The organism is Roseomonas chloroacetimidivorans (assembly GCF_049629625.1).
GTDB classification, from domain to species: Bacteria; Pseudomonadota; Alphaproteobacteria; order Acetobacterales; family Acetobacteraceae; genus Roseomonas; species Roseomonas chloroacetimidivorans.
Genome location: NZ_JBNBZS010000009.1, coordinates 140,887 through 154,891 on the forward strand (window position 1 = coordinate 140,887; position 14,005 = coordinate 154,891).

Here is a 14,005-nt window from a genome sequence, read left to right on the forward strand (position 1 = left end):
CCGACCTCGCCACCCGGAAGCAGACAGGCGGCACTCGGCCAAACTCGGTCGCGGTGGTCTCAGCGCCACAAGACGGTGAAACCTCCGAAAAGGGCGACCCGGCGACGTTGGCGGCCCATCCACGCCCGGCAGCCCCGACCGGCGGATTCGCCACGCCCGCCCCTCCCGGATAGAATCCGGCCTTCCACCCCAGGGAACGATAGTCATGATCGAGGACCGCAAGCCCGGTACGGGCGATGAGGCGGTGGCTGGCAAGGAGGTCACGGTGCACTACACTGGCTGGCTCTTCGACCCCGCCAAGCCCGAGAACAAGGGCCGCAAATTCGACAGCTCCCGCGATCGCGGCGACCCCTTCTCCTTCCCCCTCGGCGCCGGCCATGTGATCCGGGGCTGGGATGAGGGCGTGCAGGGCATGAAGGTTGGCGGCCAGCGCACCCTGACCATTCCGCCGGAGAAGGGCTATGGCGCCCGCGGTGCTGGCGGCGTCATCCCCCCCAACGCCACCCTGGTCTTCGACGTGGAGTTGCTCGGCGTCGGCTGAGCCAAGGCCCGGAGTAGCGGATCTACTCCGCTCCCGGGCTCAGGCCGGAAGCGGACGGGCGGGACTCGTCCTCGCCCGTTCCGCCCGCACCAGCCCCCCGGCGAGGACCAGCAGGCCCAGCGCCAGCGGCACGGCCGAGATGAAGCCCAGCCGCGAGAAGCCGAACGCCCCGGCCAACCCGCCCAGGGCGAAGGCCAGGAGCAGTGTGGCCAGCAGCCGCAGCCGGGCCCGGTCCGCCCGCACCACCGGGGCGGCCGGGCCGGCGGAAGGTCTGTTCCAGTAGAGCAACTTGCCGATTTCGATCCCCAGGTCCGTCACCACCCCGGTGACATGGGTCGTGCGGATCCGCGCGCCCGAAGCCTTGGTGATGGTCGCGTTCTGGAGTCCCATCAGGAAGCAGAGCAGCGGCACGCCCAACGCCAGGGCCGCCCCCTTCGGCACCAGCCCACCCAGCAGGCCGAACAGAAGGAGCAGCACCGCCTCCAGCATCAAGGGTAGGGCGTGGGTTCCGTGGCCGGGATGCCGTCGGCTCCAATTGACCAATATGGCCGCAACGGCGGCCCCAGCCACGAAGGAGCAGAGGGCCAACAGCCCCGCCCCCACCAGCGCGGTGGCACCCAAGGCCAGGTCATCCGCCATGGCGGCGACAATGCCGGACATGTGGGAGGTGTAACGGCCGACGAGCAGAAAGCCGCCTGCGTTGATTGCCCCCGCGATGAAGGTCAGCGCCAGGCCGAGGCCGGCTTCCGTGAGTGCGAGCCGGCCAAAATGCCGCATATCCGCCACACCAGTTCCAACGCCGGCAGCATAGTTCGCCCGGTAGGACGGCCCTAGGGCAAAGACCGGCCGACCTTTTTCTCACCGGCTTGGCCTGATGCCACCCGGGCACAGCCGCAACTCGGATGCCACATCCCGTATTGCGAATTAGTCTCATTCGTGAGAAACGGGTCCGAGTTATTGCGAGGGATTCGCATGGGCCGCGCCCACCCGTTACGCCGCATCCTCCTGGCCACCGCCGCGCTGGCGCCCTTGGCCCTGCCCGCCCAAGCCCAGCAACCGGAGCAAGGAGCCGATGCAGCCGTGTCGGTTCCCGAGGTGGATGTGCAGGCCACTGCCTGGCGCTCCTGGCAACCCGTGCAGGGCTATGTCGCCCCCGTCACCACCACCGGCACCAAGACGGACACGCCGCTGATCGAGGCACCGCAATCCGTCGGCGTCGTCACCCGCGACCAGATCGACGACCAGCAGGCCCAGACTGTCTCCCAGGCGCTCCGCTACACCGCCGGCGTGCTGCCGGAAGTCCGCCCCAGCAACCGCTTCGACAGCGTCTTCGTGCGCGGCTTCGGTGGCCAGGGCACGGGTGCGGCCTTCGTGAACTTTCTCGACGGCCTGCGCGTCGGCCGCGGCGCCTCCTTCGCCGTCCCGGGCTTCGATCCCTATCTGCTCGAGCGGATCGAGGTGCTGCGCGGCCCGGCCTCCGTGCTTTACGGGCAGACGGGCGCGGGCGGCATCGTGAACCTTGTCAGCCGCCGACCGACCGAAACGCCGATCCATGAGGTGCGGCTGGAAGCCGGCACGGATGGGCGCCTGCAGGCCGGCTTCGACTTCGGAGGCCCGCTGACGGCGGATGGCCAGTTCCTCTACCGCCTCACCGGCATCGCCCGGAAGGCGGACACGCAATACGACTATGTCGGTGAGGAGCGCGTCGCCATCGCGCCCGCCTTCACCTGGCGGCCGGACAGCAACACCACCTTCACCCTGCTCGGCTCCTACCAGGACGATCCGGAGGCCGGCTTCTACAACTTCGTGCCGGCGGTCGGCACCGTGATCGCCAGCCCCTATGGTCGCATCCGCTCCAACTTCTTCGGCGGCGATCCGAACTGGAACAAGGAGGAGCGGCGCCAGGCCTCGGTTGGTTACCAGTTCGAGCACCGCTTCAACAACATCTTCACCGCGCGGCAGAATTTCCGATACCTGCACATCGATTCCGAGCGAAAGGTGCTTTCGGTGCAGTCGGTCGGGGCCAATGGCCGCACCGGCAACCGAACCCTGACGCATGCGATCGAGCATGCCGACACCTTCGCGCTCGACAACCAGATCCAGGCTGATTTCAGCACAGGTCCGGTGCGCCACACGCTGCTCACCGGCCTCGACTGGTCGCGCTCCTCCGCCAAGCGCCGACTCGGCCAGTCGACCGGCCCGGCGATCAACCTCTTTTCCCCGTCCTACTACGTGCCGATCACGGCGCCGACGCTGGGTCTCGCCCAGACGATCGGGCAGATCACCGACCAGCTCGGCATTTACGCGCAAGACCAGATCGCGATCGACCGCTTCCGCTTCAACATCGGCGTGCGGCAGGACTTCGCGACGAGCGAAACGGTGCAGCGCCTCAACAGCAGCCACACCAGCCAGTATGACGAGGCCTTCACCTGGCGGGCTGGCGCGCTCTACCTCTTCGACAGCGGCTTCGCGCCGTATTTCAGCTACTCCACCTCCTTCCTGCCCAATAGCGGCACCATGTCGCCCGCGCGCGGCGGCGGCACATTCGACCCGACCACGGGCGAGCAGTACGAAATCGGCGTGAAGTACCAGCCGCCTGGGATGAACAGCTTCATCCAGGCCGCACTGTACCAGATCACGCAGCAGAACGTGCTCACCACGGACCCGAATAACAGCGCCTATTCCGTGCAGACCGGCGAGATCCGCTCCCGCGGCATCGAGTTGGAGGCACGGGCGAGCCTGACGGACAATCTCGACCTGATCGGTACCTACACCTACATCGATGCCGAGATCACCAAGTCGAACACCGCCGGCGTCTCCGGCAACCGCGTGCCACAGGTGCCCCGCAACTTCGCCAGTGGCTGGGCCAACTACGCCTTCCGCGAGGGCCCGCTGCGCGGCCTCGAGCTTGGCGGCGGCCTGCGCTATGTCGGCTCGACCTACGGCAACGAGACGAACACCTTCAAGGTGCCGGATGCCACCCTGTTCGACGCCGCCATCCGCTATGACTTCGGCCAGCGCTTCGACATGCTGCGTGGGCTGGATTTCTCAGTGAACGTGCAGAACATCGCCGACAAGGAATACGTCGCGAGCTGCTCCTCTATCACCGCCTGCTACTATGGCAACCGGCGTCTCGTGCTCGGCTCGCTGCGCGTGCGGTGGTAATGGCGGAGGGCAGCCCAGTCGCGCTGGTGCGTTCGGCCTGGTGGGACATGCGCGCTGGCGGCAATCCGGCGCGCAGTCACCGCATCCTGCTCGCCTGGCCCGAAGCGCCGCCGCCGCCCGGGGGCTATCCGGTTCTCCTTCTCCTCGACGGCAATGCCGGCTTCGCCACCGCGGTCGAGGCCTATCGCGCCCGGAGTTGGCGCGCGCCAGGCCTCGCACCGGCCCTGATTCTCGGCATTGGACATGCGGGCGATGCGCCCTTCGACCAGACGGCTCGCACCCGCGACTACACGCCTGTCTTCCCCGGCGCGCCCGTGGGCAGTGGCGGTGCCGATGCCTTTCTCGACTTCATCGAAACAGCGCTGCTGCCCGAGTTGGAGCGCCGCTTTCCCATCGGCCGTTCCCACCTCGCCCTGTTCGGCCATTCCTTCGGTGGCCTTCTGGCCGTGCACGCCCTGCTCACCCGCCCCGGCCTGTTTCGGCGACTGATCGCGGCCAGTCCGTCACTCTGGTGGGGTGGAGAAATCGCCATGGATGCCGCTCGCCGCTTCGCAGCCGCCCCGCCCGAGGCGGCCGCGCGCACCGCCCTGCTGGTGACGGTCGGCGCGCTGGAGGAGGAGAATGACGGCACGCCGCACGGGGCCATCCGCGCCGCCCGCCGGATGCGCGGCAATGCCGCCGCCCTCGTCGCGCTTCTTAAAGCCAGCCTCTGCCGCGCCGAACTCGTGGAATTCGCCGGGGAGGATCACGGCTCGGTACGCCCCGCCGCCATCGCCCGCGCCTTGCCCTTCGCCCTTCCGCCCCTTTCCGGACCGATCGCATGAGACGCCGCCATCTCCTGGGAGCCGCCCTGCCGGCCCTGGCTCTGCCACATGCGCTGCGTGCCCAGGCCAGCGGATTGCCAATCCGGGTGACGGACCTGCTGAACCGCCAGATCACGCTTCCACGCCCCGCCCGCCGCATCATTCTCGCCCAGGCACGGCACGTGCTGGCGCTCGGATTGCTGCACCCCGATCCGGTGTCGCTCGTCGTGGGATGGGGGGATGACCTCCGGCGCATGAACCCGCCGGACTATGCCGCGGTCCGCGCCCGCTTCCCGCAGGCGGATGCCATCCCGGTGATAGGCCGTGTGCAGGGCGACGGGCTGTCGCTGGAGCATGTCGCCGCAGCGCGGCCGGATCTCGTGATCCTCAGCCGCAGCTCCCTGCGCGCAGCGGGACCGAACCTACCGGACCGCCTGGCCGGTCTGGGCATTCCCTCCGTCACGATCGACTTCTTCGCCGATCCGATGCGCGACACGCGGCGCAGCATCGCCATCCTCGGCCAGGTGCTGGGACTGGAGGACCGCGCTGCCGCCTTCGATTCCTTCTACGCCACCCGCCTGGAAGGGATCGCCCGCCGCCTGGAAGGGCTGGGCGAGGCACGCCCGAAGGTCATGCTCCACGCCCATGCGGGGGGCACGCCCTGCTGCGCCTCCCCCGGCAAGGGGGCGTTCGATTCCATGATCCACTTCGCGGGCGGCCACAATATCGGCGCAGACCGGCTGCCGGGCGACAACGGCCAGCTCGCCCTCGAATATGTCCTTGCACAGAACCCGGCGGTCTATGTCGCCACCGGCGGGCCCTATGCCGGCCGCGGAGGCATCCCGCTCGGCCCCGGTGTGGACATGGCCTCCGTGCAGCGGGAGTTGGCGGCCGTACTCCGGCGCGAACGCCTCGACATCCTGCCAGCCGCGAAGGCCGGGCACGCCCATGCGATCTGGCACGGCTTCAATGATACGCCTGCTCATGTCGTGATGCTGGAAGTCCTGGCGCGCTGGTTTCATCCGCAGCGCTGCGGCGACCTGGACCCGGCCGCGACGGTCACCGCGCTCAACCGGCAGTTCCTGGCCATTCCGATGCAAGGCGCACACTGGGCGGATCTTCCGCCAGGCATGCTCTAGCGCGTGATCGGCAGGCAGGTCTGCTGCCGATCATGCTCCCGTCCGTCGTTCCACCGCGCCTCACGCCTTTGTCCCCAGGTGATGGCGCCAGTCAGGTTTCCGGAGGAGCCATCATGTCCCTGCTCGCCAATGAGACACTGACCGACAACAGCGCCACGCACCAACTCAAGAGCTGCCCGCCCAACTTCCGCCCATTGCGGGTGGTGGGCGTGGCGGATGTGACGCCGCGCATGCGCCGCGTCACACTTTCCGGGCCAGATCTGACGCGCTTCGACGCGGACGAAATGCATGTGAAGATTCTGATCCCGCGCCGGGGCGGCGAGCCTGTCTGGCCAGGGGTGAGTCCGAGCGGCCAGGCGATCCTCGATTCCTGCGACCTGATCCGCCGCACCTACACGATCCGCCGCGTGGAGCTGGCAGCCGGCACGCTCGACATCGACTTCGTCCTGCACGGAGAGACGAGCCCCGGCTCCCGCTTTGCAACCCGGGCCCGGCCCGGCGACTGGCTGGGCATCATGGGCCCGGCCGGGATTCCCAACCCGGCCGAGGGCTGGCAGCTGATCGCCGGCGATGAGACGGGCCTGCCCGTCATCGGCCGCACCCTGGAGCGCATGAGACCCGACGAGCGCGGCCTGGTGCTCATTGAGGTTGCGGATGCGGCGGAGGAGCAGGACATCATCCGCCCGCCGGGTGTCGAGCTGCGCTGGCTGCATCGGAACGGCGCGGCCTATGGCGCAAAGCTGGCAGCAGCGGTGCGAACGGCCGAATGGCCGGAGGAAGAAACCGTCTCAGCCTGGGCCGCCTGCGAGACCAGGGCGGCGCGCGCGATCCGCGAGCACTGGGGGCAGGAGCGCGGCTTGCCGGAAACCCATCACCGGGCCGTGGGCTATTGGCGGCAGGAGCATTGATCCGGGGACGAAGTGCCCCCCCCTCTCCCGGTCTTCCTTTACGCCCGCACCGTTTCCGCGAGCATCCAGTCCCCCAGCGTCGCAAAAGTCGCGCGGGCGCCGCGCAGGATGGCAGCCGCACCGCCGGCATCCGCCTCTGCTTCCAGCCGCTCGATGAAGCGGCTCCACATGGCGCCAGTGGCCGTGCCGTAGCCGGCAAAATAGGAGCAGCCCCCGGTTTCCGGCGAAAGTCCGATCGCATGAAGCCGCTTGACGATCACGCGCCCGCCCAGTGTCGATCCCTCCATCACATAAAGCGCGCCAAAGCCCTCGCCCCGGTTCCGCATCGGGGGCGGCGCGCAGACCGGCAGCGCTTCCGGCGCCACGCCCAGGGCGCGCAGATCGTCGCGCAACAGATGCAGACGGCGGCGGGGCGCGAGGAATTCCTCATCCGCCACGACCTCCGCCACGCGCGGCTCCCATTCCGCCCAGAAGCCGTAGAAGCGCGAGAGGATTTCGCGATAGAGCGCAAGGGTCAGGCCCGGATCGGCCAGGCGAAGCCCGTTCTCCAGCCGGTCATGGTCGGTGCGGGTTTCCGCGCGCAGGCGGTCCCGGATGGAAGCGTCGGCCATGGTCAGATCATCGAGCGGATCTTGGAAGCCAGGGCCTCCATGGCGAAAGGCTTCGTCATCACCTGCATCCCCGGCTCCAGCAGCCCGTTGCCGAGCACGGCATTCTCGGCATAGCCGGTGATGAAGAGCACCTTCAATCCCGGACGCGCTGTCCGTATCGCATCGGCCAGCTGCCGCCCGTTAAGCCCGCCGGGCAGGCCCACATCGGTCACCAGCAGGTCGATCCGGCGCTGCGCGTCCAGTATTTTCATCGCCTGGGCGCCATCACTCGCCTCGATCACGCCGTAGCCCAGATCGCGCAGCACTTCGCTGATCAGCATGCGCACCACCGGCTCGTCATCCACCACCAGCACCGTGCTGTCCCGCGGTGGCTCAAGCAACTGAGCTTCGGTTTGCGCTGCCTCTTCCTCCGCCTCGCCCACGAAGCGCGGCAGGTAAATCCGCACGGTCGTGCCCTGCCCGGCTTCGGAGTAGATGCGGACATAGCCGTTGGACTGCTTGGCGAAGCCATAGACCATGGACAGGCCCAGCCCCGTGCCCTGGCCAATCGGCTTGGTCGTGAAGAAGGGATCGAAGGCGCGCGCCACCACCTCCGGCGGCATGCCCGTGCCGGTATCCGTGACGGAGACGGCAACATACTGGCCAGGCGCCACGTCATGGTGGCGCTTCGCATAGGCCTCGTCGAGGCGTGCGTTCACCGCCTCGATCGTCAGCCGCCCGCCATCGGGCATGGCATCGCGCGCATTGATGGAGAGGTTGAGCAGCGCGTTCTCGAGCTGGTTGGCGTCGCAGAGCGTCATCCAGAGCCCGCCGGACATCACACTCTCCACATGGATTCCCGGTCCCACCGTTCGGCGGATCAGATCCTCCATGGAGGCGACGAGACGATTCACATCCGTTGGCCTCGGGTCCAGCGTCTGCCGGCGCGAGAAGGCGAGCAGCCGGTGCGTTAGCGCGGCCGCACGGTTGGCGGAGGTCATGGCCGCGCCGAGATAGCGGTCCAGCTCCGTCACCCGCCCCTGCGCGACGCGGTTGCGCATCATCTCCAGGCTGCCGACGATGCCGGCGAGCAGATTGTTGAAGTCATGCGCGATGCCGCCGGTGAGCTGACCAACAGCCTCCATCTTCTGGCTCTGCCGCAGGCGATCATTCAGCTCCGCGATACGGCTGAGACTGCGGATGATCACCTCGGTGATTGCATGGCGAAGCGTGGCCGCGATCTCCAGCTCCCATGCCGCCCAGGGGCGGGCATAGCCGTGGCGCGTCTCCACCCAGCGCTCGAAGGACTGGCGCGGCATGACGGAGCCATCCGCCGGGTCCACCGCCTTGTGCGGGTTGCCGCCCCAGCTGAGCAGGTAGGGCTCCTCCGGCCGGAACCAGAGAATCATGTCGCTGCGCTCGGCATTCAGGAAGATGGCCAGCCCACCACTGGCGATGGCGGCGTGCGGCGACCAGTCCGGGAACTCGGCGCAAAGATGGTCGGAGTGGAAGATCTCCTCCCCGCCCCGGGCGCGTAACCAGGCGGCCAGGCGCAGCACATCTGCCGCGGGCGGCGTGGTGCCGAGCATTTCCACCACCTCTCCCCGCACCAGGACGGCCCCCACGCAGTCGAAGAGGGAGGCGATGGTGACGGAACCGGCGGTGAGGGCCGTGGTCACGTCCTCCGCCTCCGCCATATGCGCCAGCAGCTCGGCCAGGCGATGCGCATCGGCGCGGCGCGCCTCCTCGGCCCCCATCTGCTCGGCGCCACCGATCCGCAGCGCAAAGGCGTCGGTTAGCGCCGCCGCCGCCGCGCGCTGCCCGGGCGAGGGCCGGTGCGGCCGGCGGTGATGGCACACCATCAGTCCCCAGAGCCGCCCCTCATGCAGGATGGACAGGGACATGGAGCCGTCCACGCCCATGTTGCGGTGGTACTGGAGATGGATAGGCGAGAGGCTGCGGAGCCGCGAGAAGGAGAGGTCGATCGGCCTGGCCGGCTGGTCCGGCGCCTCCCAGCGCGGATCCTTGTGCAGCGGCACCGGCTGGGCATCGCGGGAGGGCACCCAGCGGATCAGGCTGCGCCGATACAGATCCCGCGCCTGGGCCGGAATGTCGGAGGCCGGGAAATGCAGCCCGTCCAGCGACTGGTCCCAATCCTCCACCATGTCCTCGGCCAGGGTCTGCCCGTGCCAGTCCTGGTCGAAGCGGTAGATCAGCACGCGCTCATAACCGGTGAGCTGGCGGATGCCTTGCACCGTCACCCGCGCCAGTTCCTCCAGCCGCCCACCGGAAGCGCGCAGCCGGGCGATCGCCCGTTGCAGGGCGCGCGCGGCGGCCAGCGCCTCCTGCTCATCGCGGGGGGCCACAGGCTCCAGCTCAACCAGCACCATGCCGTCCTGCGTGTGGGCCACCGCCTCGAAAGCGCCGCCGGGCAGGTCCAACACGGTTTCCCAGGGGGTCTCGCCCCGAAGCTCCCCGGCGGCGGCCAGGCCGCGCAAGGTGTCGGCGAAATCCTCCCCCAGCGTCTCGCCCACCGTCACACCGAGCAGGGTGTTCGACTGCGTGCCACCCGAGAGCAGCCCGGCATTCTCGCTGGCTGCCACGATGGCCAGGTCCTGCCCCGGATCGGCCACCAGCAGCACGCCATGCGGCTGGATCGAACCGGGGATATGGATCGGCTCCTGCGCGCAGAGAGCGTCGGCGCGGTCCGGCTCGAAGGGGGCCGGCTTGCGTGCGGACAGGCCGCGCAACCGGGCCGGGTAGGTCTGGACGGTCATGCGGCCGCGGCACCCCGGTGCGGCACCTCGCGCCAAGCCGCCGGATGCGGCCTCACCGACCCGAAGCTGCTGAAGGCGACCGGGCACAAGGCGGCGATGGACCACCCGGGTGGGAAGGCCTCAAAGAAGGGCACAACCTGCCCGTTTCCCGCAATCGGGCAAGCCTCAGCATTCATGCTGGGCAGAACGGCGCAACGGCCCCGATGGTTGACGCGGTGCCGCACGCTTCCAGCCAGATACGTGCCATAGACGCTCCGGTCCGGACCGGCATGGCGGAAACGAGCCGGATGCCGTGCCGCCTGACCGCTTCCTGTCCGACCGGCCGATCGATGCTTCGCCTGATGAGATGGACGGCAACTGCCCATTGCGCCCGCGACGGAGCCACGACACGAGCGCGTGGCGCGCCTCTGGTCCGGGCGGCTCCTGCCTGCCTCGCTTCTGCCGCAGGATCGGGGCAGTCTCCGCCCGTGCCCCTCCGTGTCCCATGGCCCGGCGAACGACCAGTCCTCCGGCGCGTCGCCTTTCTCCTCCTCAGCCTCTCGGTGGCCCTGCCACTGACGGCTCTGCTCTGGCGGGTGCTGGCCCCTGGTGGCTGGACAGGGTGGGAGGTCGCGATCGCGCTTCTCTATCTCGGCACCCTGCCCTGGACGGCGATCTGCGTCGCGAATTCCCTGATCGGGCTGGTCCTGCTGCTTTGGAAGCCGGATGCCCTCGCCTTCCTCGTGCCGCAGGTCGCGGCCCCACCTGCCGGGCCGCCGCTGCGCACCGCCATCGCCGTCTGCATCCGCAACGAGAACATGGCCGCCGTCCTGCCCCCCCTCGCCCGGCTGCTGGACGGGCTGGAGGCCGCGGGCGAGGGTGGGCGTTTCACCCTCTGGTTCCTTTCCGACACGAGCGACCCCGGGCATGTGGCCGTGGAAGAGGCCGCCATCGCGGACTTCGCCGCCTCCCGCACCCGTTCCATCTCCATCCGCTACCGCCGCCGCACCGATAATGCGGGGTTCAAGGCCGGCAATGTCATGGAGTTCCTCGACCACCACGCCGGGGACCATGCGCTCTGCCTGATGCTGGATGCGGATTCCGAGATGTCGGCCGCAGCCGTGCTGCGCCTGGTGCGGGGGATGGAGGCCGATCCGCGCCTTGCCCTGATCCAGCAGCTCATCGCCGGCCGCCCGGCCGCCCGCGCCTTCCCCCGTCTGTTCCAGTTCGGCATGCGCGCGGGCATGCGGGCCTGGGCCACGGGCCAGGGCTGGTGGCAACTGGATGACGGTCCCTATTGGGGTCACAACGCGATCCTGCGCATCGCGCCCTTCCGGCAGCATGCACGGCTCGCCCCCCTGCCGGACGGCTCCGCCATCCTCTCCCACGATCAGGTGGAGGCGGTGCGGCTGCAGGCGGCCGGCTGGCGCGTGCGCTGCCTGCCCTCCGAGGATGGCAGCCTGGAAGGCAATCCCCCGGCCCTGCCGGAGTTCCTGGCGCGCGACGTGCGCTGGGGCGCCGGAAACATGCAGTACCGCCACCTGATCCTGGCGCCGGGGCTGCGGCTGATGGGGCGCTGGCAGATGGCCCAGGCCATGCTGCTCTTCCTCTGCGCACCACTCTGGCTAGGGATGCTGCTGGCGGCGCTGGGCAATGCCCTGACCGGCGGCGGGGCCACAACGCCGATGGGCACACTGGCCGCCTTGCTGGCGGTGACCTGGATGGGCAACGCGGCGCCAAAGCTCTGCGGCTTCACGGAACTGCTGCTGCGCCCGGACCGCGCCGCCTCCTATGGCGGCCGCGCGGCGGTGCTGAAAGGCGCGGCGGCTGAAATTTTCTTCTCCCTGCTGATCGAGCCGGTGAGCCTGATCAACAAGAGCCTTTCCCTCGCCCGCCTCGCACTCGGCGCGCGCAGCGGCTGGGCGCCACAAAACCGGGATGATCGCGGCGTGGCCTGGGCCGATGCGGCGCGGCTGCTCTGGCCGCATATGCTGCTGGGGCTGGGCTGCCTCTTTGCCCTGGGCAAGGTGTCGGCGGCGGCGCTGTGGCTCGTCCTACCCTTCCTGGCCGGGCCGGTGCTGGCAATCCCGCTCTGCGTGTGGACCGCATCACCGGCGCTCTCGGCCTGGCTGCTGCGGCACCGGATTGCGGCCACGCCGGAGGAGCTGGCGGCGGAGGCACCCCGGAGCGCGGCACGGGGCGAAACGGAGATCATGGCGCCCGCGCCGCAGCCCGTTCAGGATAGGCCCCGCCATGTCTGACACCCCCGCCCCCCTTCCCGCCCGCATCGTGGACACGCATCACCACGTCTACGACGCCGCGATCCCGCCCTATCCCGGCGCGCGGCCGCATGGGGATGCGCCGCTCTCTGCCTATGCCGCGCTGCGCACGCGGCTGGGGGTCACGCATCACGTGCTGGTGCAGCCCTCTACCTATGGCTTCGACAACGCGCTGCATTTGGCAGCGCGGGCGGAGAACCCGGCGATCTCCTGCGTCGTCGCCGTAATCCCGCCCGATACCGATGCGGGCACCTGCCGTCGCCTGACGGAAGGCGGCGTGCGCGGCCTGCGCGCCAATCTCGTGCAGGGCCTGCCGCTTTCCCCGGGCGATGTGCCGGCGCTTGGGCGCCTCTGCGCCGACCAGGGCTGGCATCTCCAGATCTTCGCCGGAGCCGATCTGCTGGCCGGGATGGCCCCGGCGCTGCGTGCCCTGCCCTGCCCGCTGGTGCTGGACCACTTCGCCATGCTGCCGCCCGTCGGCTTCACCGGACATCCGGCCTGGCCGCTGGTCTCGGAGATGCTCTCGGCCGGCCGTGCCTGGGTGAAGCTCTCCTCCCCTTATGCCCTGCCGCCCGGCGACACCGCGCCGCTGATCCGCGCCCTGGCGGAGGCCGGGCCGGGCCAGCTTCTCTGGGGCACCAACTGGCCCCACCCCAACACCGACCTGCCGCAGGATGAGGCCGCGCTGCGCGAGGCCGCCCTCGCCCCGCTCACGCCCGCCTTGCGGGCAAGGGTGCTGTGGGACAACCCGGCAAGCCTGTATGGCTTCGCGCCGTGAAGGATCTCTCGACCTTCGACCTGAACCTGCTGCGGATCTTCGACGCGGTGGCGCGCGAGCGCCATGTCACCCGCGCCGCCGCGCGGCTGAACCTCTCCCAGCCCGCTGTCTCCAATGCGCTGAACCGGTTACGCGCAGCGCTGGGGGACGAGTTGTTCCTCCGCGCGCCGCAGGGCGTGGAGCCGACCAGCCTGGCCCTGGCCCTGATGCGCCCGGTGGAGGAGATGCTGGACCGGCTGCAGGAAACGCTGGCCGCGACCGCGCCCTTCGATCCCGCGACAAGCGACCGCGTCTTCACCCTCGCCTTCTCGGAATATGCCGAGTCCATCCTGGCCCCGCCTCTTTTCGCAAGGCTGGCGAAAGAAGCCCCAAGCATCCTGGTGGCCATCCGGCACGCCGACCGCACCAATGCCCAGGCCCTGCTGGAGAGCAACGAGGCGCAGCTCGCCATCGCCATGCTGGGGGAACCGACCACCCTCTACACGCGGCTGCGCCTGCTGCCGGAGGCCTTCCTGGTCCTCGCCCGCCCCGGCCATCCGCTGCTGGATGGCGAGATGACGCTGGAGCGCTACATCGCCTGGCCGCATCTGCTGCACTCACCCAATGGCTCGCGCGATGGCGCAATGGACCGGGTGCTGCGCGAACTCGGCCATCCCCGGCGCCTGGGGGCCGTGGTGGCGCATCTTTCGGCCGTGCCGGGTATCCTGCTGCACACGGATATGGTGATGACGCTCTCATCACGCCTCGCGCGGCAGCTCTCCGCCGCGCACGGGCTGGAGTTGCGCGCCCTCCCGGCCGAGGCAGCAGCCGCGGTGAAGCACACGCGGCTTTCCATGATCTTCCATCGCCGCTTCGAGGCCGATCAGGGCCATGCCTGGCTGCGCCGCCTGTTGCTGGCCCTGGCGCGGGAGGTGGTGGCGGATTGTCCCGCCACCGGCCGAAAGGAGCGACCGGCCGCAGCCGAATAAGGCGGAGCCGTCCGGTCCTTTGCGTTCCGCGGGCAGCAACGGAGCCCCTGATCGAACGTTCGCACCGAACCCGATCAC

11 protein-coding genes are annotated in these 14,005 nt (G+C 69.4%); 8 read left to right on the forward strand and 3 right to left on the reverse strand.

Features of this window, described 5'->3' with window-relative positions; genetic code table 11:
* Positions 1 to 205 precede the first annotated feature (205 nt).
* Positions 206 to 541 (forward strand): FKBP-type peptidyl-prolyl cis-trans isomerase, encoded by a 336-nt coding sequence (locus ACO1BU_RS07950; RefSeq protein WP_424135378.1) that lies wholly within the window; start codon positions 206 to 208, stop codon positions 539 to 541.
* Between the two features lie 39 nt (positions 542 to 580).
* On the opposite strand, the gene ACO1BU_RS07955 is transcribed toward ACO1BU_RS07950, so the two are convergent.
* Positions 581 to 1,318, reverse strand: a complete 738-nt coding sequence (locus ACO1BU_RS07955) for a YoaK family protein (RefSeq protein ID WP_424135379.1) — start codon at positions 1,316 to 1,318, stop codon at positions 581 to 583.
* Between the two features lie 195 nt (positions 1,319 to 1,513).
* On the opposite strand from ACO1BU_RS07955, the gene ACO1BU_RS07960 reads away from it, so the two are divergent.
* The 4 genes from ACO1BU_RS07960 to ACO1BU_RS07975 all read left to right on the forward strand — a co-directional run bounded on the left by ACO1BU_RS07960 (position 1,514) and on the right by ACO1BU_RS07975 (position 6,556).
* Positions 1,514 to 3,706, forward strand: a complete 2,193-nt coding sequence (locus ACO1BU_RS07960) for a TonB-dependent siderophore receptor (protein WP_424135380.1) — start codon at positions 1,514 to 1,516, stop codon at positions 3,704 to 3,706.
* Positions 3,706 to 4,530 carry an alpha/beta hydrolase gene (locus ACO1BU_RS07965; RefSeq protein ID WP_424135381.1) on the forward strand — a complete coding sequence of 275 codons (825 nt, stop codon included), beginning with the start codon at positions 3,706 to 3,708 and terminating at the stop codon, positions 4,528 to 4,530. The genes ACO1BU_RS07960 and ACO1BU_RS07965 overlap by 1 nt, the downstream gene beginning before the upstream one ends.
* Entirely contained in the window at positions 4,527 to 5,648 is a 1,122-nt protein-coding gene (locus tag ACO1BU_RS07970; protein WP_424135382.1) for an ABC transporter substrate-binding protein, read from the forward strand. The genes ACO1BU_RS07965 and ACO1BU_RS07970 overlap by 4 nt, the downstream gene beginning before the upstream one ends.
* Before the next feature lie 113 nt (positions 5,649 to 5,761).
* Positions 5,762 to 6,556 (forward strand): siderophore-interacting protein, encoded by a 795-nt coding sequence (locus ACO1BU_RS07975; RefSeq protein ID WP_424135383.1) that lies wholly within the window; start codon positions 5,762 to 5,764, stop codon positions 6,554 to 6,556.
* A gap of 38 nt (positions 6,557 to 6,594) precedes the next feature.
* On the opposite strand, the gene ACO1BU_RS07980 is transcribed toward ACO1BU_RS07975, so the two are convergent.
* The gene (locus ACO1BU_RS07980; RefSeq protein WP_424135384.1) at positions 6,595 to 7,167 is read right to left on the reverse strand and encodes a biliverdin-producing heme oxygenase; all 573 of its coding nucleotides are present in this window, start codon (positions 7,165 to 7,167) and stop codon (positions 6,595 to 6,597) included.
* Between the two features lie 2 nt (positions 7,168 to 7,169).
* Positions 7,170 to 9,923, reverse strand: coding sequence for a response regulator (locus ACO1BU_RS07985; RefSeq protein ID WP_424135385.1), 2,754 nt, complete (start codon positions 9,921 to 9,923; stop codon positions 7,170 to 7,172).
* A 467-nt stretch (positions 9,924 to 10,390) separates the two neighbouring features.
* On the opposite strand from ACO1BU_RS07985, the gene mdoH reads away from it, so the two are divergent.
* Genes mdoH through ACO1BU_RS08000 form a run of 3 tightly spaced genes read left to right on the forward strand, consistent with a single transcriptional unit; the run spans position 10,391 to position 13,927 of the window.
* Positions 10,391 to 12,163: a glucans biosynthesis glucosyltransferase MdoH gene (gene mdoH, locus ACO1BU_RS07990; protein ID WP_424135386.1), complete on the forward strand. Its 1,773-nt coding sequence runs from the start codon at positions 10,391 to 10,393 to the stop codon at positions 12,161 to 12,163.
* The gene (locus tag ACO1BU_RS07995) at positions 12,156 to 12,959 is read left to right on the forward strand and encodes an amidohydrolase family protein (protein WP_424135387.1); all 804 of its coding nucleotides are present in this window, start codon (positions 12,156 to 12,158) and stop codon (positions 12,957 to 12,959) included. Before mdoH ends, ACO1BU_RS07995 begins: the two co-directional genes overlap by 8 nt.
* Positions 12,956 to 13,927 (forward strand): LysR family transcriptional regulator, encoded by a 972-nt coding sequence (locus ACO1BU_RS08000; RefSeq protein ID WP_424135388.1) that lies wholly within the window; start codon positions 12,956 to 12,958, stop codon positions 13,925 to 13,927. The genes ACO1BU_RS07995 and ACO1BU_RS08000 overlap by 4 nt, the downstream gene beginning before the upstream one ends.
* Positions 13,928 to 14,005 lie beyond the last annotated feature (78 nt).